General features: G+C 66.3%; 20 protein-coding genes. 8 read left to right on the plus strand and 12 right to left on the minus strand.

Annotation, left to right across the window (positions count from 1 at the left end):
* Nucleotides 1-73 precede the first annotated feature (73 nt).
* Entirely contained in the window at nt 74-1,162 is a 1,089-nt protein-coding gene (gene recA, locus ACOQPH_RS09770; RefSeq protein ID WP_420621210.1) for a recombinase RecA, read from the minus strand.
* 335 nt (nt 1,163-1,497) lie between these two features.
* Here recA and ACOQPH_RS09775 point away from each other — a divergent pair, with 335 nt between their 5' ends.
* From ACOQPH_RS09775 to ACOQPH_RS09785, 3 genes are read left to right on the plus strand one after another with little or no spacing between them, the layout of a single operon-like run.
* A complete protein-coding gene (locus tag ACOQPH_RS09775) occupies nt 1,498-2,358 on the plus strand; it encodes an enoyl-CoA hydratase/isomerase family protein (protein WP_420621211.1) in 861 nt (286 codons plus the stop codon).
* Nucleotides 2,359-2,369: 11 nt separating this feature from the next.
* Nucleotides 2,370-3,674, plus strand: coding sequence for an MFS transporter (locus ACOQPH_RS09780; protein WP_420621212.1), 1,305 nt, complete (start codon nt 2,370-2,372; stop codon nt 3,672-3,674).
* A gap of 41 nt (nt 3,675-3,715) precedes the next feature.
* On the plus strand, nt 3,716-4,960 hold the full coding sequence (locus ACOQPH_RS09785; RefSeq protein ID WP_420621213.1) for a CaiB/BaiF CoA transferase family protein: 1,245 nt from the start codon (nt 3,716-3,718) through the stop codon (nt 4,958-4,960).
* Between the two features lie 34 nt (nt 4,961-4,994).
* Here ACOQPH_RS09785 and ACOQPH_RS09790 read toward each other — a convergent pair whose 3' ends face one another.
* Both ACOQPH_RS09790 and ACOQPH_RS09795 read right to left on the minus strand, forming a co-directional pair.
* The gene (locus tag ACOQPH_RS09790) at nt 4,995-5,846 is read right to left on the minus strand and encodes a TIGR03619 family F420-dependent LLM class oxidoreductase (RefSeq protein ID WP_420621214.1); all 852 of its coding nucleotides are present in this window, start codon (nt 5,844-5,846) and stop codon (nt 4,995-4,997) included.
* A 60-nt stretch (nt 5,847-5,906) separates the two neighbouring features.
* Nucleotides 5,907-6,809 (minus strand): TIGR03560 family F420-dependent LLM class oxidoreductase, encoded by a 903-nt coding sequence (locus tag ACOQPH_RS09795; protein WP_420621215.1) that lies wholly within the window; start codon nt 6,807-6,809, stop codon nt 5,907-5,909.
* 95 nt (nt 6,810-6,904) lie between these two features.
* On the opposite strand from ACOQPH_RS09795, the gene ACOQPH_RS09800 reads away from it, so the two are divergent.
* Together ACOQPH_RS09800 and ACOQPH_RS09805 are read left to right on the plus strand one after the other, a co-directional pair.
* Complete coding sequence (locus ACOQPH_RS09800) at nt 6,905-7,111, plus strand: type II toxin-antitoxin system VapB family antitoxin (RefSeq protein ID WP_419552365.1); 207 nt, start codon at nt 6,905-6,907, stop codon at nt 7,109-7,111.
* Entirely contained in the window at nt 7,108-7,518 is a 411-nt protein-coding gene (locus tag ACOQPH_RS09805; RefSeq protein WP_420621216.1) for a PIN domain nuclease, read from the plus strand. The genes ACOQPH_RS09800 and ACOQPH_RS09805 overlap by 4 nt, the downstream gene beginning before the upstream one ends.
* A 172-nt stretch (nt 7,519-7,690) precedes the next feature.
* Here ACOQPH_RS09805 and ACOQPH_RS09810 read toward each other — a convergent pair whose 3' ends face one another.
* From ACOQPH_RS09810 to pgsA, 4 genes are all read right to left on the minus strand, one after another.
* On the minus strand, nt 7,691-8,311 hold the full coding sequence (locus ACOQPH_RS09810) for an RloB family protein (RefSeq protein WP_420621217.1): 621 nt from the start codon (nt 8,309-8,311) through the stop codon (nt 7,691-7,693).
* The gene (locus ACOQPH_RS09815; RefSeq protein WP_420621218.1) at nt 8,308-9,636 is read right to left on the minus strand and encodes an AAA family ATPase; all 1,329 of its coding nucleotides are present in this window, start codon (nt 9,634-9,636) and stop codon (nt 8,308-8,310) included. Before ACOQPH_RS09815 ends, ACOQPH_RS09810 begins: the two co-directional genes overlap by 4 nt.
* Before the next feature lie 86 nt (nt 9,637-9,722).
* Nucleotides 9,723-11,186 (minus strand): molybdopterin-binding protein, encoded by a 1,464-nt coding sequence (locus ACOQPH_RS09820; RefSeq protein WP_420621219.1) that lies wholly within the window; start codon nt 11,184-11,186, stop codon nt 9,723-9,725.
* A 106-nt stretch (nt 11,187-11,292) separates the two neighbouring features.
* Nucleotides 11,293-11,892: a CDP-diacylglycerol--glycerol-3-phosphate 3-phosphatidyltransferase gene (gene pgsA, locus ACOQPH_RS09825; RefSeq protein ID WP_420621220.1), complete on the minus strand. Its 600-nt coding sequence runs from the start codon at nt 11,890-11,892 to the stop codon at nt 11,293-11,295.
* A gap of 133 nt (nt 11,893-12,025) precedes the next feature.
* Here pgsA and ACOQPH_RS09830 point away from each other — a divergent pair, with 133 nt between their 5' ends.
* A complete protein-coding gene (locus tag ACOQPH_RS09830) occupies nt 12,026-13,096 on the plus strand; it encodes an aminotransferase class IV (RefSeq protein WP_420621221.1) in 1,071 nt (356 codons plus the stop codon).
* 91 nt (nt 13,097-13,187) lie between these two features.
* Nucleotides 13,188-15,734, plus strand: coding sequence for a DNA polymerase (locus ACOQPH_RS09835; RefSeq protein WP_420621222.1), 2,547 nt, complete (start codon nt 13,188-13,190; stop codon nt 15,732-15,734).
* Between the two features lie 27 nt (nt 15,735-15,761).
* Here ACOQPH_RS09835 and ACOQPH_RS09840 read toward each other — a convergent pair whose 3' ends face one another.
* Nucleotides 15,762-17,123: an MFS transporter gene (locus ACOQPH_RS09840; protein ID WP_420621223.1), complete on the minus strand. Its 1,362-nt coding sequence runs from the start codon at nt 17,121-17,123 to the stop codon at nt 15,762-15,764.
* Nucleotides 17,124-17,313: 190 nt separating this feature from the next.
* Here ACOQPH_RS09840 and ACOQPH_RS09845 point away from each other — a divergent pair, with 190 nt between their 5' ends.
* Complete coding sequence (locus tag ACOQPH_RS09845) at nt 17,314-18,093, plus strand: SDR family NAD(P)-dependent oxidoreductase (RefSeq protein ID WP_420621224.1); 780 nt, start codon at nt 17,314-17,316, stop codon at nt 18,091-18,093.
* Between the two features lie 100 nt (nt 18,094-18,193).
* Here ACOQPH_RS09845 and ACOQPH_RS09850 read toward each other — a convergent pair whose 3' ends face one another.
* From ACOQPH_RS09850 to ACOQPH_RS09865, 4 genes are all read right to left on the minus strand, one after another.
* Nucleotides 18,194-18,973, minus strand: coding sequence for an alpha/beta fold hydrolase (locus tag ACOQPH_RS09850; protein ID WP_420621225.1), 780 nt, complete (start codon nt 18,971-18,973; stop codon nt 18,194-18,196).
* Nucleotides 18,974-19,103: 130 nt separating this feature from the next.
* Nucleotides 19,104-19,943 carry an SMP-30/gluconolactonase/LRE family protein gene (locus ACOQPH_RS09855; RefSeq protein WP_420621226.1) on the minus strand — a complete coding sequence of 280 codons (840 nt, stop codon included), beginning with the start codon at nt 19,941-19,943 and terminating at the stop codon, nt 19,104-19,106.
* Nucleotides 19,944-20,142: 199 nt separating this feature from the next.
* Nucleotides 20,143-21,657 (minus strand): HNH endonuclease, encoded by a 1,515-nt coding sequence (locus ACOQPH_RS09860; protein ID WP_420621227.1) that lies wholly within the window; start codon nt 21,655-21,657, stop codon nt 20,143-20,145.
* Between the two features lie 275 nt (nt 21,658-21,932).
* Nucleotides 21,933-22,568: an NUDIX hydrolase gene (locus tag ACOQPH_RS09865; RefSeq protein WP_420621228.1), complete on the minus strand. Its 636-nt coding sequence runs from the start codon at nt 22,566-22,568 to the stop codon at nt 21,933-21,935.
* Nucleotides 22,569-22,604: the final 36 nt, after the last annotated feature.

The raw sequence follows: 22,604 nt of genomic DNA on the forward strand, positions 1-22,604 counted from the left end.
TCAGCGACGGGTGAACGCGAACGGGCGGTGCCGATTCGCCAGGACGGCCGGCGCGCTGCGTTGGCCGGTTGGCTCAGTCGACGCTGGCACCCTCAGTCCGCGTCGCCTGCGCATCGTCCAGGCGGTCGAGCACATCGGCATCGCTGTCGGCAGGGTCACTGTCGACGCCGAGACCCAGCGCACGCCGGATCCGGCCGTCGATCTCGACGGTGACTTCGGGATTGGCGATCAGGAACTTCTTGGCGTTCTCGCGACCTTGGCCCAGTTGCTCGCCCTCGTAGGTGTACCAAGCACCGGACTTCTTCACGATGCCGTGCTCGACGCCCACGTCGAGCAGCGAACCCTCGCGGCTGATGCCATGCCCGTACATGATGTCGAACTCGGCCTGGCGGAACGGCGGCGCCACCTTGTTCTTGACGATCTTGACGCGTGTGCGTCCGCCCACGACTTCGCCGTCGATCTTGATGGCCTCGATGCGGCGGATGTCGATGCGCACCGTTGAGTAGAACTTCAGCGCCCGACCACCCGACGTGGTCTCGGGGCTGCCGAACATCACGCCGATCTTCTCGCGCAGCTGATTGATGAACACGCAGATCGTCTTGGTCCTGCTGAGGTTGGCGGTGAGCTTGCGCAGCGCCTGCGACATGAGACGCGCCTGCAAGCCGACATGGTGGTCGCCCATCTCGCCTTCGATCTCGGCCCGCGGCGTGAGCGCTGCCACCGAGTCGATCACCACCACGTCAATCGCTCCCGAGCGAATCAGCATGTCGGTGATCTCGAGCGCCTGCTCGCCGGTGTCGGGCTGGGAGATCAGCAGCTCGTCCACATCGACGCCGATGTTCTTCGCGTACAGCGGATCCATTGCGTGCTCGGCGTCGACATAGGCGCAGACGCCACCGGTTCGCTGGGCCTCGGCCACCAGGTGCATGGCGAGCGTGGACTTGCCCGATGCCTCCGGGCCGTACACCTCCACCACCCGGCCGCGGGGAAAGCCGCCGATGCCGAGCGCCAGGTCGATCGCGAGACTGCCGGACGAGATTGCCTCGACAGCCATGTGATGTTTCTCGCCCATCTTCATCACCGATCCGTCGCCGAACTGGCGTCGGATCTGTGTGAGCGTCATATCCAGTGCTCGTTCCCGATCTGTGTTCTGCTTATCCATGTCGTCCTCCTCGGACACCCGCCGACCGCACCCGGTGTGCGATGCCGTGTGGTGGCACCGTAGGAGCGGGGTGTGACAACTCACGGGTGATTTTCTGCCGGTTGATCTCCCTTGGACAGCGGTCACGCTCGGTGCGCCGCACGTCGCTGCACTGGCGGCCCCTGCTCAAGCGCTCTGCGCTGTTACAGCAGCCACTACGAATGACAGCAATGTAGTTCCGAACATCAGTTCGTGTCAAGGCAGGACAGCCGAGATTGGGGCACTCGGTCACGCCTCGTGTGTGCGCGGGCGGCCGGCACGTCATCGTGTCGCACCCGTGTGGCACGCTGCGCCCCATGAGCTCCCCATCCCAGATGAACGATGACGACTTCGTGCTGCTGCACATCGAACGCGATGCCGGCGTGGTGTTCGCAACCATTGACGCCCCGCCGATCAACGTGATGACGCTGGCGCTGTTCCGCGAGCTGGCCAAGTTCAGCGCGCACGTTGCCGACGACGACTCCGTGCGAGTGGTCGTGCTGCGCAGCGACAATCCGGACTTCTTCATCGCGCACTTCGACGTAGAGGCAATTCTCGGCTTCCCCACCGAGGGACCGGCTGAGCGCCCGACCGAACTCGGGGGCTTCCACGCCATGTGCGAGCGCTGCCGCACGATGGGCAAGGCCACCATCGTCGAGATCGGAGGACGGGTCGGCGGCGGCGGCAGCGAGCTGTCCATGTCGTGCGACATGCGCTTCGGCGCCATCGATCGCACCTTCATCAACCAGATGGAGGTGCCCATCGGCATCCTGCCCGGCGGGACCGGCACACAGCGTCTCCCCCGGCTCGTGGGACGCGGGCGCGCCATGGAAGTGATCCTGGGCGGTGTCGACCTCGGCGCACGTACCGCCGAGCAGTGGGGCTACCTGAACCGGGCGCTTCCCGCCGACGAGCTGCGGCCCTTCGTGACCGATCTGGCCTACCGCATCGCGAAGTTCCCGCCCCAAGCAGTCGCGCTGGCCAAGCAGGCGGTCAACGCCGCCGACGATCTGCCGCTGCGAGAGGGATTGTTCACCGAGCAGTACCTGTTCCAGCAGCTCATGCGCACTCCCGAGGCTCGTCCGGCGATGGAGCAGTTCCTTGCTCTCGGCGGGCAGACCTGCGAGGGCGAGATGCGGGTGGCCGATCTGGTTGCCGACATCAGCACTGACAGCTGAAGTTCACGCCAGTGGCACTCGCCAATCCCCCACTAACGGGCGACCCCGAACTCATCGACTCGTGGCGCGCCTGGCTGGTGGCGATCGGAGCGGGCCTGTCCTGCGGCATGGCCTTCGGCACCATCTACACCTTCGGTGCGTTCATCGAGTCAATGGCGACCGAATTCGGGGCCGGCCAGGGCGGCACCTCGGTCATGATCGGGATCGCAACCCTGCTGTTCTTCAGCACCGGGATCATCTCCGGTCCGCTGTTGCATCACCTCGGGCCGAGGCCGCTGCTGGCCGTGGGCGGTGCGCTGTTCGTCGCCGGCTTGGTTGCCACCTCGTCGGTTTCTGAGCTCTGGCACGGCTACGTCGTGTACGGCGTCGGCTGCGGCTTCGGGGCGGGCCTGTTCGTCTCACCGCTGTTCGCCACGGCAGCGTCGTGGTTCCTGCGGCACCGGGCGGTTTCTCAGGGTCTGGTGGCGACCGGGCCCGGCTTGGGAACGATGGTGCTGGTACCGCTCGCCCAGCGGATGATCGAGAACCTGGGCTGGCGGGAGGCGTTCCGGTGGCTTGCGGTCATCGGAGCGATCACGGTGCTGGTGTGCCTCGTGCTGGTGCGGCGCACCCCGATCGTGGCCACCGCGCATCCGCGGGAGCATGTGCGCCGGGTCGTGCGCACCAAGGCGTTCTGGCAGCTCACGATCGGCTCCACCCTGTTCGCCGTACCGGTCATCGGCTCGCTGGCCGCAATCATCCCCTTCGCAAGCTCCGTCGGCATCGGCGCCGGCGCAGCCGCATGGCTGCTCTCGGTCGTCGGCGCCGCGAGCATCTTCGGACGCCTGCTGCTGACCAGCTTCGCCCGCGCTCTGGGTTCGATCCGTCTGCTGAAGATCTCGTTCGCGATGCTGCCGGTCGCGTTTGTGATCTGGTTCTTCGCATCGGATCGCTACGCGCAGATCGTGGTCTTCGCCGTCGTCCTGGGCGTCGGCTACGGCGGATTCGTTGCGCTGCAGGGCGATGTGACACCCCACCTCTTCGGTGTGGCCGGCATCGGATCAGTGCTCGGGCGACTGTTCTTCTGTTACGGGATCGGGAGCATGATCGGTCCGATCGCCATGTTTACCCTGCTGGAGAGTTCGGGCGGAACGCTGCTGCCGATCGCGCTCGCGGGGGGCGTCGCGCTCGCGGGCGTGCTGGTCATCTGGGGGCTGACGCCCGACCCGGTGCCGTTGGAGCCGACCGCGGCAACGCGAGCACCGCGCTTGCCCTTGCAACTGTCCCCTCCCAGCGTCTGGATGCCCGTGCCAGCAAGCAGCGACCGCCGGAGCTGAAACCGGGCAGCCGACACCGTTCGGCTCTATCGTCAAGCACCGTGGAACGGCCGCTCGAAGACGTGCTCGTGCTCGACCTGACTCGCGCGGTGGCCGGGCCGATCACCGGACGGCTGCTGGCTGATCTCGGTGCCCGGGTGGTGAAGATCGAACCGCCCGATGGGGACCTGACCCGCTTCATCGTTCCCCATGTGGATGGCCATTCGGCCTACTTCGCACACTTCAACGCCGGCAAGGAATGCGTGTCGCTCGACCTCACGACTGCCGCTGGCCGCGACGTGTTGATGGCGATGGTCCCCAAGGCGGACATCGTGCTCGAGAACTACCGGCCGGGAGTGCTGGACAAGCTGGGCTTGGGGTACGACGCGCTCGCCGAGGTCAATCCAGGCATCATCGTGGCATCGGTGTCGGGCTGGGGACATGGCAACAGTCGGAGCGATCGGGGCGCGTTCGCATCGGTCCTGCATGCCGAGGCCGGCGTGACCGAGATGGTGTCGCGTCGACGTGGTGGCGAGCCCTACCGCAACGATCCGATGTCGCACGCCGACACCTACAGCGGGCTTCATGCGCTCGGCGCAGTGCTGGCCGCGCTGCACATGCGGCACCGAACCGGGCACGGGCAGACCGTCGAGGTGTCGATGGCGGAAAGCACGCTGATGTGCAATGACCTGGCTGCCACGGACTTGACCGGCCAGGACCCGCAGATCGGCTTCAAGGGCGGGCAGAACTGGGCCGCGGTCTACCCGCTGTCGAACGGCCGTCACGTCACCGTGACGCTGGACCTGACCGCCAATTTCGGCATGAAGGTGATCACCGCAGCGATGGATCGTCCCGACCTGCGCGTGGACCCCCGGTTCGCCCGCATCGAGGACCGGGTGCATCACCGAGACGAACTGGAGGCCATCTTCGGCGAGTGGGTGAGCCAGTTCGACAGCGCCGAAGCGGTGGAAGCCGCGATCGGCGTGAAGCCCGTCATGGCCGCTGAGGTGCGCACGGTGCCCGAGTTGGCCGAGACCGAGTGGGCACAGGAGCGAGGCGCCTTCGTAGACGTTGCCGCTGGCGAAGCGGCGGTGCCGCTCACTGTGCCGCAGTCGCCGTGGCGCTTTGCCGGAGCGGACGCAGGTGCCCAGCCCGGAGCCGTCGCAGGCGACCGCGGGCAGCACAATCGTGAAGTGCTGACGGAGCTGGCGGGGCTTGACGCCGCCGCGATCGACAAACTCGAAGCTGACGGCGTGGTCTCCTCCGGACCGCCCATCCGCCGCCCGGCTGCTCCTTGGCGCGGGTAGCAGACCGTCGCGGCGGCACGCCGAGCGCGAGCCGTCAGGAAATCAGCGTGGCGCCGATGTGGTCGACGAAGGCGGCGATCTCGTCGACGGTCTGGCCATTGGGCAGCAACACCAGCCGGTCGACTCCCATCTCGGCGAAGCGCTCCACCATCTCGGGCGTCGGGCGCACCCGAGGCGTGACAGTGATCTCGAGCCGTCCGAGCTCGGCGGGCCGGTCGTAGCGAGCACCCGCCTCGGACAGGCCCTCGATGCAGCGCTGTGTGCCGTCGTAGTCGAGCGCGAATCCGTACCAGCCCTCGCTCATCGTGACGGCGCGGCGGTACGCCGGCGCGGTGTGGCCGCCCATGACGACCGGCGGACCCGGCTGCTGGACCGGCCGCGGGCGGGCCTGCACGTTCGCGAAACTCACGAACTCGCCGTGATAGGCGGGCGCATCCATCGACCAAACAGCACGCATCGCCTCGATGTACTCCTCGGTCCGGCGGGCCCGGTCGGCCATCGGGATACCCAGCGCATCGAACTCAGGTCCGAGGTAGCCGACACCGACGCCGAACAGCAGTCGGCCTCCCGACAGCACATCCACGCTGGTCAATTCCTTGGCCAGAACCAACGGATTGCGCTGGGGCACGATGATGATGCCCGTGCCCAGCTTGATCTCGCTGGTGACCGCAGAGATATAGGCGAGCGCCACCGCAGGATCCAGCATCGGGTGCAACGGCGGCAGCGGCGACGGCGGCGCCTGCGGGTCGGGCAGCACCACATGCTCGCCCGTCCACACGGACTCGAAGCCCGCGGCCTCAGCGGCCACTGCGACACGCCCAGCTCCCTCTGGGCCGGCCGCGTCGCCCAGCGCACCCATATTGATCTGGAACAGACCGATCTTCACTGTGTTCCCCTCTAGTTGCCTGCCGTGGTGACGCTCTCGGTCTCCGCTTCGCCGATGCGGTTAGCGGAAGTTGGGCGCCACCTCATTGATGAACACGTCCATGGAGTGTTTCTTGGCTTCCATCGGGCCGAAGGTGAAGTCGGGAATGATCAATTCGTCGACGCCGACCTGGCGGTACTGCTCGACCACCTCGCTGACTTCGTCGGGCGTTCCCACGATGGCGGCTCGACCGAGGTCCATGGCACGGAAACTCTTCAGCTTGGCCGAGTCCTCACCGATAAATAGCAGCGCGCACGCCGAGCGGCTGATCTCACTGGGATCGCGGCCAATCGCCTCGCAGTGCCCATCAAGCACGCCGCACAGCTCGGCGATGTCGTCGGGCATGCCCCAGCAGTTCCACTCGGTGGCCCAGCGGGCCGTCGTGCGCAGCGTGCGACGCCGGCCGCCGCCGCCGATGAGCAGCGGGATAGGCGACTGAATCGGCTTGGGGTCCAACGGCGCCTCAGCAACCGTGTAGTAGTCGCCGTCGAGGTTGGTGCGGTGGTTGCCGAGCAGCGAGCTGATGATCTCGACCGCCTCGTCGAAACGGTCCATGCGACTGCGCAGCGTGCCGAACTCGAAGCCGTACGCCTCGTGCTCGTTCTCCTGCCAACCCGCGCCAATGCCCAGCACCACCCGGCCGCCAGACAGATGGTCGATGGTGGTGGCGATCTTGGCGGTCAGCACCGGGTTGCGGTACGTGTTGCCCGCCACGAGCGGACCCAGGCGCACCCGCGGCACTGCCACCGCGAGCGCGGCCAGCACCGACCACGCCTCGTGGACTGGCTGGTCGACGTTCTCCTCGTTGGGCATGAAGTGATCTGCGAACCACAGACCATCCCAGCCGGTGGCCTCGGCGTGCGCGCAGCATTCGATGATCGCTGACGTCTGTTGGTCGTTCTTGGTCCAGAATCCGAATCGCATCGGACCAGCCTGCCACCGTGCCGGTCAGGCGCGCAGGATAACGAGTCAAGACAGTCGAGATATATCAGCAACACGACTTGGATATACTCGGGCTCATGACCAAGCGTCTGGTCGACATCGACGATGAGCTGCTGGAGCAGGCGCGCCGCATCACCGGCGCACTGACCATGAAGGACACCGTCAATGCAGCGCTGAAGCACACAGTCGACGCCGAATTGCGAATGAAGCACGCGCACCGAATTGCTGGCCGTCACGGAACTGACATCGCCGATGATGAGGTCATGTCCGGTGCCTGGCGTTGAGACCTCTCTATCTTGCGGACAAGAGCGCGTACGCGCGCATGCATCACGCCGCAGTCGCGGCCCGGCTCACTCCGCTCTTGGTCGACGGGTATGTGGCGACATGTCCGATCATCGACCTTGAAGTCCTCTATAGCGCGCGGTCCCGTACGGACTACGAGGAGATCCTTGCCGAGCGAGGTGCCCTGCCCTCATTCCCCATCACCGAATCGGTCACCGATCGAGCGCTCGAGGTGCAGCATCTCCTCGCTCGGCGCAGCCAGCACCGTCTTCCGCTGCCTGATCTGCTGATCGCGGCGGTCGCCGAAGTACACGGTCTCACCGTCGTCCATTACGACGCTGACTACGACCGGATCGCCGACATCACCGGCCAGACGACCGAATGGGTTGTCCCGCGAGGATCCGTCTGAAAGCCAGCGTTCGGGCCGCGCGAGAACGTGCTTTGCACATTCTTGGGTTCGATACCCGCGCCATGAACCAGGCGGTGAAAGGCTGCCTTGGTGTAACCGAGTTCGGCGGCTAGCTCGTCGAAGCGGTCCATGCGGCTATGCCGCGTGCCGAATCAGCCTGGCATCCCGCGACTCAAGTGCTCAGAACGTCCACGAGCCGCCATACATCGCTGCTGGGATTGGAACGCGGCGACGATCCCGCCGTTTCATGCCTCTTCGCAAGCGTTTGAGCCCGTGCCTTGGCGTCGGCATAACCGGGTTCGAGAACTTGCCACGCGGCCGCCGGCACATCCTTCTTGTTCTTCTTGTCAATTAGGCCCAGCTCTCTGGCGAGCCGATTTGCAGTTATTCGATCGAGTGGAGCCGTGTGTTCCTGGGCATGTAATACGAGCCATAGCTCAAAGCACGGATCCGAAAACGCGACATGAATGCCGCTTTGACGGGCTTCGTTGAGCGCTTGCGAAACGTTGGCGTGGGCGTCGCGGTCGAACACGCACCAGACCTCGTCGAAAGGCACTTCGTTGCGGCGACGCACCTGCTTCATGGCACGAATGTCGTTGCGCGCTTTCTCCACGAGGGTCATCGGTGCTGCACCCGTGATGCCCCAGCTAATGGTGAGACCTGGACCGCGGATTTTTCCCCAGCGACCAAGGTATTTCGGCTCCGTCTTTTCGCCCTCGCTGTGGACTCGGATTATCCGCTGTGTCTTGCGCCGAGGTGCCGCATGTCGTGCTCGGTTGCGCCCGGAACTCATGCGTCGGTGAACTCGTCGACGAGGTCAGCTGCTTCCGCCGGAAGTGCTCCCGCCAAGTCTGCGGGATTCGGCGATGGGATCGCTCCGTAGCGGCCTAACAGATAACGGCGCTCGATCGCTTCGTCACGTCGCGGCGCCGGTGTGAAGTGTGCCAACGAGTACAGCGACGAGGCGCCGTCGGGGGCCTTCTCGGTGAACCACACCTGATCACGACTCAACATCGCTTCGCCGCTGTCGCCGAGCATGCTTGTGTCGTTGGTGTTGAAGATCAGTTGCGCTCCGTTGGGGTTGTACCGCGGACTCTGGAACAGCTCCACGAGCCGGCTCACGAGGTGGGGATGCAAGCTGGTATCGAGTTCGTCCACGACGAGCAATCGGCCATCGTCGAGCGATGTCAACAGCGGCCCGATCAGTCCCAGCCAGGTCTGCGTCCCCTGGGATTCCGCGGACGGATCCAACTCCACGTCCCCGTCAGTGCCCTCATGGGTCAAGACCAAAGTGTCCTCGTCGGCGATGTCTTTCTCTTCTCGCACCGCGAGGCCAGCGGAGCGCATCGCACGCAGGATCTTCTTGCGCTGCTCAACCTGTTGCGGGTCCGGTGGCACCAGCCTGAGATCAACGATGCCGAGGTCAGCAAATCGCAGCACATTCAACAACCGTTCCTTCGACTCGCGCGCACTGAGTTCGTTCGCCGACTTCGCCGAACCGTACGTCCAGCCTTCCCAAGCCGAGTGCCAGATGTTGTTGACAAACCAACGGTGCAGGCGGCGCAGCGGGTTGTCAGGACCGGCCCCCGCAACCGACAGCAGCAGCGCATTCTCCCGGTCGTAGCGCTCCAGCAACTCGCCTTCGTCGTGAAGCGGCGATCGAAACTTGGTCTTCTTTCCGCTCACCCGCTCGAACAGCAGAGCCCTGCGCCCGCGCGGGGCATACCAAGCAGACTCGGCTCTGACACGCGCATCGTCCATCTCAAAGCCATACCCGAAGAGAACGCCGCCCAGAATCAACTCCACTTCGAATCGAGACGGCTTGTCGGCTGCGGCACCGTCGAGCAGGAAGCGCGGTCGGGGAAGCGGATCGCCAGATGCTCGTTGGCTGAACGATCCAGCGACCAGCCCGTGCATGTCGCCCAGTGCCTTCAGAATCGCCGATTTCCCGGAGGCATTCGCGCCGAAGATGGCTGCGGCCGGCAGCACCCGCTCTGGCTTGGCACGGCCCGCGATGGACATGAGCCGGACTACATCGGGATCGGCGAGACGCGTCCCAAGCAGGGACAGATGCACTTCATCTCGAAAGCAATAGACGTTCTCTGCCGTGAACGACAAGAGAGCACTAGAGGCCGTTGACAGGCCCGTTGTCTCAGTCACAGATATATTTCTACGATAATTTCACAGAAAATGCAACATATTTGCTAATGGCGGCCTTGGAGGATCAGGCGCAGCAGGTTGAGCGCAGAGATGGCGCTGTAGTCGGCGAGGCGCTCGCGATCGCCGGGGAGGCGGATCTCGTCGGCCTTGTCCCGGTGCGCCACCGCAGGCACATCCCCATGCGCAGGCTGCGCGGTGATCGAAACGGCCAGGAAGGCGGTGCCGAAGGGGTGCTCGGCCGTCGCCGAGGCCTGGTATTCGACCGCCGTGACGGCAATTCCCACGCTGGCGTTAGTGCGCAAGCGGGCAGCCCGCGCAAGCGCTAGGGAACCGGCGGTCGACGCAAGCGGTGGTACGAGATCGTCGCCCAGCGGCGACACCTCCCACGAACCGGCATGCAGCAGGTACTCGGCCAAGTGCTCCGATCGGGCCACGATGCCTCCAGCGAAAGTGCGTGGGCCTGACGGCTCTGATTGGTTGGTGTCGGATGCCGTGGCCAAGCCAGGGTCGCCCAGCTTCGCTCCGCCGGGGGCGGTTCCCGCTCGCAGAGCGGCCTCGGCCGATGACAGGCGGTTCGCCATTCGGCCGCCGGTGATCGTCTCCGCGACGCCGAGCGTCAACCCGAGCCGACCCAACTCAGCCAGCACCGCTGTCTCCATCGTGTCGTCGTCGTAGGCGAACACCAAGTCGCCGAGCAACGGTTCCAGCACCGCCTGTTCGGCGTCGATCAGGCTCCACGCCTCGGCCGAGTCGGCCCCCTTGGCAGTGATGCGGACCTTGATGCCCTCAATGCCGCTGGCCAAGAAGGCAAGCGTCGGGTTGCCGGTCTCGTCCAACTCGTCGATCCGGCCAGCCAGCATCTCGGCAAGTCCGGATTCGCTCTGGCCCCACGTCCGCAGGACACGACTCTCGATGGTCGCGCTCACGCCCGCACGCCGCTGCAGATCGCCCAGCACCGTGCCGTTGAGCATCTCGCGCATCTCATAAGGCACGCCGGGCACCACGTACACGACCCGATCGAGCACCTCGGCTCCGTCCGGCGGCTCGGAGCCATGCGGCACCGCGCCCACGCCCCGCACCCAGCGGATCGGCGCCATCAAGCCGGGAGCGGTGCCGGGCTGCTGCGGGATCGGCGTGGCACCGGTCGGCACCATCGCCTGTCGCAGGTTGTTCTCAGGCATCGGCCGGCTGCGGCTGGCGAACATGGCCCGGATGCGGTCGGCGATGACCGCATCGAGCACCAGCTCAGCCCCCATCAACGACGCCAGCACCTCACGGGTGATGTCGTCCTGGGTAGGACCGAGGCCGCCGCACACGATGACGGCATCACTGCGGTCGAGCGCCAGCCGGAGCGATGCGTCGATGCGGTCGAAGTTGTCGCCCACCTTCGTCTGATAGTGGCTGTCGATACCGGCGAGGGCGAGCTGTTCGCCCATCCACGAGGAGTTCGTGTCGACGATCTGACCCAGCAAGAGCTCAGTGCCGACGGCGATGATCTCGGTCTTCACATCGGGTGACCCTAGGCGCAGGGGGCAACCGGCACAGTGCGAAGGTACGCACGCATAGGAGACCGATGGGTGCCGGGCGGCGCTGCCCAGCGCAGCGCCCTGCGTGTCAGGATGCGGGTTCTTCGCCCAGCTGTGCCGCGGCCACGCTGCGGGCCGAGCGCAGGTAGGCCCAGCCGGTCCAGACCGTGAGCGCCACGGCCATCCACAGCGTCAGCGTGGCAAGCCAGTGCACGTGAGTCGCCAAGGGTGGCATGACGGCGAAGCCAATTGCCCACAGTTGCGTGAATGTCTTCCACTTGGCGAGATTCGTGGCGGGAACCGTGATGCCCTGGCGACCGGCGCGAGACCGGTAGGCGCTAATCGCCAGCTCCCGCACGGCGATGATGATGACGGGTGCAGCGTGGAATTGGCCATTCCATACGAGCGCAGCCAGCCCGCCGAGCACCAGCACCTTGTCTGCGAGCGGATCCAGGAAGGCGCCAGCGCGCGTCTTGCCGTGACGTCTGGCGAGCCATCCGTCCAGGTAGTCGGTCATGCCGATCGCGAAACCGACAGCAAAGGTGCTCCACCGAGCCCCCCACGACACGATCATCGCGATGAACACTGGCGAGGCCGCAATACGGGCGACCGTCACGAGATTGGCCGGGGTCACCAGTGCCGTCGGCCCGAACGTCGGGGGCACATCGGGCCCATCCGGAACCGCCATCGCCTTGCGAGGCTACGCGAGCGGAGCAGAAGCGGGGCGACGGCCAGCCGTTCCCCTCCGGCTGGGGTGTTGGGGCCGCGAAGGCGGCAGAGGCTTCCTGAGGCGAGCAACCCAGCCCACGTAGTATCGGCACGTGGCGCTGCGGACGGTCTCGGGGGACAGCGACACCGCCACGTCGAGCGAGCCAGGCACCACCCCGCGTCCGGCCCAGCGCATCTTGAGTGCCACCGAAGCCGTCGAGCGGATGGCCGCCAAGCGCCAGGGCAAGCGCGGTTGCTACGCCATGTTCAGTTCCTACCTCGGTGGGGTCGTCACCGATCCGATGGTGATGACCGTGCCGCTCGATGACCACATGGTCCACCGCGGACACGGTGTCTTCGACACGTGCTCGCTAGTGAACGGTCGGCTGTACCGGCTCGGCATCCACATCGACCGGCTGCTGGCCAGTGCAGCGGGGGCACGCCTCGAGGTCCCGTGGTGTCGCGACGAGCTCATTGCGATGGTCGCCGACACGGCTGCATCATCGGGGGCTCGGGACGGCATCGTCCGGTACTGGCTGACGGCCGGACCCGGCGGGTTCTCGTTCATGCCGGCAGAGTGCGAGGAGCCCTGCTTCTACTGCGTCGTGCTCGACCCGATGAGCTTCGGCGCAAGCGGTTTCGATCCGATGAGGGACGGCTTCCGCGAGGCGACGGTGCGCGATACGCCGATGAAGCCGCCGTTGCTCGCCCAGATCAAGTCGAACAACTACCTGCTCAACGTCTTGACCCACCTTGAAGCGGCCGACGGCGGAGGCACGTTCGGCATCATCGTCGACGACGATGGCTTCATCGCCGAAGCGTGCGTGCTGAACGTATGCAGCGTGAGCCACGACGGCGTGCTCGTCACTCCCCCATTTCAGGGAATCTTGCACGGCACCACCATGCGGCGGCTGCTGGATCTGGCCCGGGGAGCCCTATGCGAGGACGGGCTGCTGCGAGACGTGCAGCAGCGGCCGTTGCGGGCGGACGAAGCTCGCGCCGGCGCCGAACTCATCATGTCCGGCGGCGACACCCATGTGTTCCCTGTGGTGGAGTGGGACGGTGCCCCGATCGGTGACGGCACGGTGGGTCCGGTGGCGAAGCGACTGCACGAGCTCATCGAGGCCGAGACCGCTTCGGGCACTGGCCCGCCGGATGACTTCATCGAGGTGCAGTACCCCTAGAGCGGGCACGGCATCGACCCGAGTCGAGGGGCGGATCGGACGCCTCCATGGCTGTTCGGTGACTGTCACAGGGCCGTCCTAGGGTGCGCTCGTGGACCTTCCAGCCGATGTCGCCGTCGCCGAAAGCGACATCCGACGGCTCGATCCACGTCCTGCGCCGACCAAAGATCCCGCCGCGGTGCCGGTCACGGTCGTGGGTCCAGACAAGTTGGGCGAGTTCGTCGATGCGCTCCGTGGTTCTGCAGCGCGCGCGGTGGACACCGAGACGGTGTACCAGCCTCGCGTAGCAGGGTCGCGCGGACAGGTCCCCCAGCTACGCGTGATCTCTGCCGCGACCCGTGCTCCCGATGGCACCGAGTGCGCCTGGGTGGTCGATGTAGCTAGGCACGACGGGCCTGAGCTGGCCACGGCACTCCACGACGGTCTCCGGGTGCCCGATCTGGCATCCGACGCCTGGAATGCCACCTTTGACGATCGGGTCATCGACACGCATCTCATGGAGCCAGCCGAGGCCGCCGGCGCAGCTGTCGGATCACTGCGCTGGTGGGATGCGCAGCTCGCCGATGCTCTGCTGCATCAGGGATTGACGGGCTTCGGCTTCTTCCACGGCTTGGCATGGGCAGCCGAGCGCTACCTGGGACTGAGCGTCGAAGGCAAGGCCACCACGCAGCTGTCCTTCGGGGCCAACGGACCGCTGAGCGACCGCCAGGTGGCGTACGCCGCGGCAGACGCCGTGTTGACCCTGTGGGTGTCAGAAGTACTGCGTGACCGGTTGCACGAGACGAGGTTGGAAGAGGTGTGCCGGCTCGAGCTGGCAGCGCGCCCATTCCTCGACCGCATGGAGCGGGCGGGCTTGCCGTTTGACGTCCAAGGGTGGGAGGCCGAGCTGGCCGAACTGGCAGCTCGGCGAGTCGAAGTGCTCACCCACTTGGCGGACCTGACCGGCGGCGGGCAGGCCGACTTGTTCGGAGGAGGCGTGGAGCCCAACTGGAATCCCGACAGCGAACAGCAAGCCCGCGACGTGCTGAATCGCTTCGCTGCCGACCGGGTCGAGGCGTGGACCGCGAAGACCGATCGCCACGCCCGTCCGCTGGCGCCCACCGATTCGCTGGGCGCGTCGGTGCTGGCAGGCATCGGCGGCGAACTCTGCACCGCGCTGCTGGCCTACCGCGACCTGTCCAAGACGCTGAGCACCTATGGGCACACAATGGGAGAGCATCTGTGGTCCGACGGCCGTCTCCATCCGGAGTACTTGCAGGTAGTGGGCACCAACACGGGTCGGCTGGCCAGCCGCAATCCCAACGCTCAGAACTTCACTCCGCGCCTGAAGCCGTACATGAAGCCGTCGCCAGGGCGGGTATTCGTGTACTCCGATCTGAGCCAAGCCGAGCTGCGATTCGCCACCCAGCTCGCCGGTGACGAGGGCTTGAGGGCCGCATTCGAAAGAGGGCATGACATTCACACCGCCACCGCCGAGCGAATGTTCGGCGTGCAGATGGACGGTCCTGCGGGACTCGGCGCCCTCGACCGGCCTCGTTACGAGGAATTCCGCACCAAGGCCAAGCGCATCAACTTCGGCATTCTGTACGGGCAGCGCGGCGCGGGGCTGTCGCGTGGGCTCACCGATGCAGGTGTGCCCACCAGTCGCGGCGAAGCCGACGCGCTCATCGAGGCGTATCTGGGTGCCTACCCCGGCATCGCGCAGTGGGTGGACGAGCGCGACCGCTTCATCGGGCACTTCGCCGCGACCTCGCTCGATGCCGATTGGCCGTTGACGCTGCAACTGCATGGGCTGTGGCCTCGAACCGATGGGGCTCGCCGCGCTCTGCGCAATCAGCAGCGTCGGCATCACAGCGCAGAAGAGGTTCACGAGGCAGTGCTCCTAGCGGAACAGGCAGCTGCAATCGATGCAGGTCGCTTCGCACACAGCGGGGAGATCGACCTGCGTGACGTCGATGTCGCCGAGGTGGCATGGGCGCTGTCGTTCGCGGCACCGGTGGTCGCTCGGTCCGATGGCTCGCCGCTGACGTTCAGCTCCCGGACGCCGGCTGGGCGCCGTCAGCAGTTCACGTTCTCGGTGGACTGGGTGCTGGGCGAAGCCGCAGCCGTCGTCGGTTGCTCGACCAAGCCTCGCCCCGCTGAGGTGTGGCGCCGGGTGCTGCAGCGACTCGAGCTCGCGCCCCCGACAGCTTCGTCGGGAGGGACTCTGCGCCCAGCCGTTGACAAGGTGCTCGAGCAGAGGCATGTGCGGCGCGCGGTGGTCGTTGAGGTCGGCGTTTCGATGGGTGAAGCCGACCAGCATTTCCTGCTGCAGCGCGCGCTGCACACCCGAGTCGGCCAGATGGCCAACGCCTACCGCAATGCGCCGATCCAAGGCGGCGTGGCCGACGTCATGCTCGACGCCTATGGGCGGCTGGGTGAGGTCTTGGAGCAGTATTCGACTGCCGTCGCTGTGCAGACCGTCCACGACAGCGTCGTCATCGAGTGCGACGAACACGATGCTGCTGCTATCGCCAGCGATGTCAAGGCATCCTTGGAAGCAGCGATGTCGCGCTGGTGCCCCGACGTGCCCACGTTGGCCGACACCGACATTCGGTCAAGCCTCTCAGAGACCTCAATCCTCGAACAGATCGACTGACGACGCAACCGGCTCGGCGCGCGACGCCTATGCAACGTCCACGGATTGCGAACGCTGGCTCTTGCCAACATGGGTCACCGCGTAGACCGCCATCGCAAGCGTGACGGCAATGCCCATAGTCAGGAACATGCGCTGCACGCCGACCCATTCGGCCAGCACACCTAAGGGCGCAGCTGCAATAGCGAATGCCGCGAACGGCAGCTGCACCAGCGATTGGACGCGGCCCTGGTAGGCCCCATCGGTGGAACGCATAACGATTGTCTGAATCAATGAGATGAACCCGGTAGATGCCGCGCCGACGGCCACTGCGATCAGCATCGCCACTGCATAGTTCGGCGCCCAGCTAAGGGCGATGACCGAAGCGCCGAAGCCAAATCCCAGACCGATCAAGATGGTCCCGACACTCGACGAGTCAGCGCGCGACGCAAGCAGTATCGAAGCGATAACGGCACCGACCGACGCAACCCCGGAGATGAACCCGACATATGCATCGCCATAGCCGAAGACACCTTCCACAAGCGCTGGCATGAATGCGACGTAGTTGAAGCCGAACATGATCACGACAATCGATGTCAGTATCGGCCGGCGGAGTTCGCGGCGGCTCATCGCATACCGGACTCCCTCGCCGATCTCTGCCAATGGTTTGGCGCGGGAATAGCGGGCGATCTGTGACTCGTCGCCTTCGGCCGCCCGCGGTCGATGCGTCTCAGGGAGCTGCAAGAGCAAGAGGAAGCTGAGCGACGCGATGGCGGTCGAGACGAAGTACGCGCCTGCAAGGCCGAACAGCGCGATTCCCGCCAGTATTCCCGCCAGCGAAGGGGCAATCACGCGGCTCCCACTCAGCGACAGCGACGAGAGTGTGATCGCATTGCCCAGGCGCTCCCGGCCCACAAGCTCGGTTGTCATCGAGATGCGAGCCGGACCGATCAGGCCGAACATCAGGCCCTGCAGGGCACTGGAGACGAGCAGCATCCAGAACTGGATGACACCGGTCGCGAGGGCCGTGCCCATCCCGAGCGCCGTGAGGACGAGGATGAACTGGCCGACCAGCATGAGGCGTCGCTTCGAGAGCCGATCAGCGGCCACCCCTCCGAACAGCGTCGACACCGCCAAGGTGAGCCCGAAGAAGAGGAACACGATGCCGAGAGCCCCTTCGCTCTCGGTGAGATCCCACGCCAGCAGCCCCCGCAGCAGGAACTGCATCTGGATGCTCATGAAGGAAAACACCCCGCTCAGCCATAGTGCCCGGAACGCCGGAACATGCAGCGCTGCGAACGTCGCGGTGCGATCGTTCGGTCCGGGCTCCGATGGTGCCCTGATTTGGCCGTCGCTATCGGCAGGGGGCTGGGCATGCCCGCCGGGCGCCGTCGTCGCCCGTGATTCCCTCATACCTGTGGCCCCTTCGGACAAGCCGGATGACGACGCTACCGGTTCGCCTGCGCCGGTGAATGGGGCGCGGACGTGGTGTGACCAGCGTTGCGAGCCAGCGTCTCGCAACCGGCGCTAGCTTCAATTCGGCTCGGATCTGACGTACCGATTCGTGCCACAACCGATACCACCATTCCAGGAGAGTGCCCAAATGCCCCGTCTTGACCTCAGCGGAGCTTCAGCCATCGTCACCGGCGGAGCGTCGGGCATCGGCGAGGCCAGTGCACGCCAGCTGGCCGATGCCGGCGCGCACGTCGTGGTCGCCGACCTGCAGGAAGACCTCGGCGCCGAGGTGGCGGCGTCGGTCGGCGGCCTGTTCGTGCGATGTGACGTCACCAGCGTCGACGAGGCAAGCGCAGCGGTAGATGCCGCGTCGGAGATGGGACCGCTGCGAGCGCTCGTCAACTCGGCTGGGCTCGGCCGCGCCGGGCGTACCATCGACCGCAACAACGTGCCGATGGATCTCGAGCAATTCCGCTTCGTCATCAACGTGAACCTGATCGGCTCGTTCAACATGCTGGCCCAAGCTGCCTCAGCAATGGCCAAGACCGAGCCCGTCGACGGCGACGGATCCCGCGGCGCCGTCGTGAACATGGCCTCGGTTGCCGCGTTCGACGGTCAGATTGGCCAGGCCGCGTACTCCGCCTCGAAGGGCGGTGTGGTGGGCATGACCCTGCCCATCGCCCGCGACCTGTCCGCCACCGGCATTCGCGTCAACACCATCGCTCCCGGCCTGATCGACACGCCGATTTATGGCGAAGGTGAGCAATCCGACCAGTTCAAGGCGCACCTCGGACGCAGCGTGCTGTTTCCCAAGCGACTCGGCTATGGCGAAGAGCTGGCGTTCATGGTCATGGAGTGCATCACCAACCCCTACATGAACGGCGAGGTGATCCGCGTCGACGGCGGCATCCGCCTGCCACCTCGCTGATTCACCCCTGCGATCAATCGCTTCGATCAACCGCGACGATCAACCGCGGCGATCAACCGCGGCGATCAACCGCTTCGATCGACCGCTCCAAGCCGAGTGTTCAGCCGGTCACGCCCTCGATGAACTCCGCGACAGCGTCGTTGAAGGCGCCCGGCCGTTCTTGGTTCGCCAGGTGGCCGGCGTCGCCAATCTCCACATAGCGAGCATCCGCGATTCCCTCGGCGAGCCGCTGGGAGGCTCGCGGCGGGGTGACCTCGTCGTGCTCGCCCACCACCACGAGCGTGGGCGCGGCAATGCGCTCCAGATCCGGGTAGTGGTTGGATTCCGCCATCGAGTCGCATGCCCACTGGTAGCAGGGCATGCGGATCGACGGGATCATCATGTCGGCGACATGAGACCGAAGCTCCGAGGATGCTCCCGGGCTGACGAGCCGCTGCGCACGTGCCGCAGCGAAGCCTTCGGGTCCCAGGTCGACGAAGTCTGCCGCTCGCGCCCGCATCGCCTCCGCCTGTTCGGGCTTGGTGCCGGCACCGGCACTCGAATCGGCCAGGATGAGCGAGGAGACCAGATCGGGATGCCGCAGAACGAGGCGCGTCGCGGTGACGCCGCCCCACGAGACGCCCAGCACAGCAACCGGCCCGTCGGACTCAGCGGCTATCAGCGACGCAGCCGCATCGGCCCAGCCGTCGATGCCGGGGGCGTCATCGGGATCGGCCGAGAAGCGGTAACCGGGAGCGTCCCAAGCCACCAACCGCATGCCCAACCGCTCCGCCAGCGGCCGCTGACCCAAGAAGGCATCGGCGCACGAGCCGATGCCGTGCAGGCACAGCAGCGCAGGTGCGTCGTGCGCACCGTATGACCAGCGAAAGACGTTGCTCATGCCGCCTCCCTCACCAGAGAACAGTCGCCGACCACGCTCATGGGCCTGCTCAGCAGCGCGGGACCAGTCGGCACGCGCACGCCGTGCTTGACGGGGGATGAGCAGGAAATCGAGCGGGTGTGCTGAGAGTTCATGGCTTCGGTCGAACCCGCGCCAGCGGGGTCGGCACGCCAGCCACAGGGGCGCGGGTCCGGAAGATGCAGCCGCCGTCGGATGTGCCGCCGCCGGTCACGACGTACAGATCGCGCATGTCGGCGCCGCCGAAGCAGACGCTGGTGACGAACTGGTCGGGAACCGGCACGGCAACGTCCGGCTCGCCGTCGGGCGTGTAGCGCTGCACCCGGCCGCCTTCGGCCAGTGCAACCCACACGCCACCCTCGACATCCACCGCCAAGCCGTCGGGCACTTGGCGCTCGCGCACGAACTCGCGCCGGTTCGACACAGCGTCACCTTCCACATCGGACACCCACACCCGGCCCGGGATGCTGTCGGAGTGATACAGCCTCGTGCCATCAGGAGAGAAGCCGATGCCGTTGGTGAGCCGTACCTCGTCGTAGACCACCTCGGCTGACCCGTCCAGGTTGATGCGATACAGCTCGCCGGGCACGTCGGCAGATGACTCATCGAACGGGTTGCGGCGCAGCGATCCGACATAGACACGGCCCAGCGCATCGGTGTGCATGTCGTTGAAACCGGCAACGTCAGGGGCGAACAGCACCTCCGAGCCGGCATCGGTGACGTGCTGGATGTTCCGGCCGCTCACCACCACGCCGCCGTCGGCGTGCAGCACCATGCCGCCCACGCCCCGACGCTTGGGCACGACCACCTCAATCTCGCCGTCGGGCCTCCGCCGGCGCACGCCGCCGTTAGGAACGTCAGAGAAATAGAAGTTGTCGTGCTCGTCAACCCGGGGCCCTTCGATCAGCCCCCATCCCGAACTCAGCAACTCCAACTCGAAATCAGCACTCATCAACGTCTCCCCCACGCCAAGTCCTGACGCTCGGCCATCGACCCCGGCCCGCAGGCCAGCGGTGTGCGGACCCTAACGAACATGACGTGTGCTGGCGCATCGCTGCTGCCCGAGCAAGAAGGGGCGGGTTTGCGGGATAGCGCAGGGTTGGGAAGTGACGCGGCGTCGGGAAACACCAGCCGCGCTGCTGTGGCGTGTATTAGGGAAATAGGGCGGGTTTGCGGGACGGTGCGGGGTTGGGCAGCGACGCGGCGTCGGGGGGCACCAGCCGGTAGCGGCCGTCGCGGACGACGACCTGCCAGTTGTGGTCGTGGATGCGGTCGTGGCAGGACCAGCACACCAGCACCAGATTGTCAACCCGCGTCGCGCCGCCACACCTCCAGGGGACGATGTGATGTGCTTCGCAGTCGCTGGGCACTGCACCGCAGCCAATGCACGCGCCGTCGCGGGCGATCAGGGCGCGGCGCTGCGCCGCGGTGGGTGCCCGCCCGGCGACGGCCTCATAGAGGGGTGTGAGCTGTTTGCCGAACAGCACGACCGAGATGTCGGCGTTGCAGCAGAGCCGATCGATCACGCTGGCGGGGACGGGGCCCGCGCCGACGATCTCGCCCATCCCGCCGCACTCGTCGAGCAGGTCGCCGAGGTCGGCTCGCACGATGATCTCCGTGAATGGGCCCCTGCGCCCCACCGAGACCGCGTCGCCGGACGCTGCATCGTCGGGGGCTGCGTGGTTGCCACCGAAGGCTGAGCTGCCGAGAGTCTTGTCTCCAGCAGCGGAGTCGACGGAGGCTGCGTGTCCCGTCACTTGGTCACCTGTCACCGTGTCGCCTGCCAGCAGGCTGTCCGAGTCTGTGCCGCCGGATTCGGTGCGACCGGGCATCTTGTCGCCAGCAGCGGTGTCGCCGGAGACTGTGCTGTGAATGTCAGTGGGCATGGGGACGGCGTGCGTGATGGTGCGGTCGAGCGCGTCGGCCATGCGCTGATCGCGGGTGCGCACCGCGCCGTGGCCTGCCCAACTGCTGCGTGCTGCATCGCGGAGAGCTGAGTCGTCGGGATTCGCGGCTGGGCGGGTGCGCATCAAGCGGCGGTCGGCTTGGCGGAGGCGCTCGGCTTCGGCCCGGATGCGGGCCTGGATGCGGGCACCCATCTCTGCATCGAATGAGCCGCGCATCTGCACGGTCCCGTCGTCGCCGTTCCAGAAGCGCACATTGCGGTTGCGCCGGTTGCGGCGATGCCGCTCGGCGAGGTCCGCGGCGCTCTGGTGCTGCGCGGTCCAGCGCTTGGAAGCGTGGGCGAACTCGTCGGGCGGCAGCGTCTTGGCCAGGTTCACGAGATCAGCATCGCCTTGCACCGCTTCGGGGCTGGTGTCGCGCGCTGCTCGGGCCAGACGGGCGGCGTTCGCCATGGACATCTCACCTTGGGTCAGCGCAGATTGGGCAGCGGGCACCTGCTCGAGCTCGGCGGCGGTGCGCACATTGCGCGCCGCGTCTGAGCGCGGTACGGCGGCAATCTGGTGCAGCACTCCGGCGCCGCCGTCGCCGTGGCGCTCGCGCTGCGCTATCTGCGACGCCACGGCGGTCTCGAGCGTCTCGAGCTTGGTGCGCAGTGGCTTGGCCAGCCCCAGCGCGTCGCGCAGCTCCCCGGTAGGCGCCGCGTCGACGCCATCGAGCGCTGCTGCGAGCGAGTCGAGCGCCTGCCGCACCTGAGAGAACATACGTTCACTCTAGCGACGCCGTGCCACATACGAGCGTTTTCATCTCATAATAATTATTACAAATATATTACAGTATGTTATACTCAGGACAGTTATTTTTCAATCAATTTCAATATCGCCATACGCGCCCACGCCGCGGCCTTGAGCACCGCCGCCGCGACCGGCGGCAGCCGCACTGAACGCATCGCTCGGAGGATTAGCGGGCCGGGCTGACACCGCCCGGCAGACCAGCAGACAGGGCCAACATCGCCCGGTAGCTCAGCGGGTGGGGCTGGTCAACGCGCCGGGCTGAGATCGATCGGCAGCCGATGGCCGACCCGGGTGAACAGGTCCTGCAGCATCCGCAGCGTCAGACCCCATATGACCCGGCCGTGCGCAACCTCGATGCCGGGGAAGTGCATGTCGGGGCGAGGCGGATAGTGGTAGTCGATGTGGTGGCGGGGATCGGCCAACTCGGCCACCGGCACCCACAGGGCATCGGCGACCTCGTAGTTCAGGGTCAGATCGGGTCGAGCGCCCTCGAGCCAGCACACGTGCGGCGTGACGCGCAGCCCCGAGTTCGACCAGCGCGGGCTGCCCTCGAGGTCGTCAAGCCGGCCGAGCCAGCGAACGCCGCTGTGCGCAGTGATGTCGAATCCGATCTCTTCGCGGCTCTCGCGGACCGCTGTGTCGAACGTGTCATCGTCGTCGGGCTCGGTGCGGCCACCCGGGAATGCCATGTGGCCGGACCACGGGTCGCCGTCACGGGTTGCTCGCTCGATGAAGAGCACCTCAGGGCTGCTGCCGTTGGATCGCACCACCGCGGCGACTGCGGCGGTCGGACCGTGGTGCGGGGTGTCGAGAGTGTGGTTGAGCACCTCGCCCAGGGGCTGCGCCGCGAAGGCGTCGGTGAGACTCGGAACCCCAAGCACAGGGCGAAGCGTAGATCGGCGGTGCGTGACGGCTCC

This window comes from Candidatus Poriferisodalis sp. (assembly GCF_965221945.1).
Lineage (GTDB): Bacteria > Actinomycetota > Acidimicrobiia > Acidimicrobiales > Poriferisodalaceae > Poriferisodalis.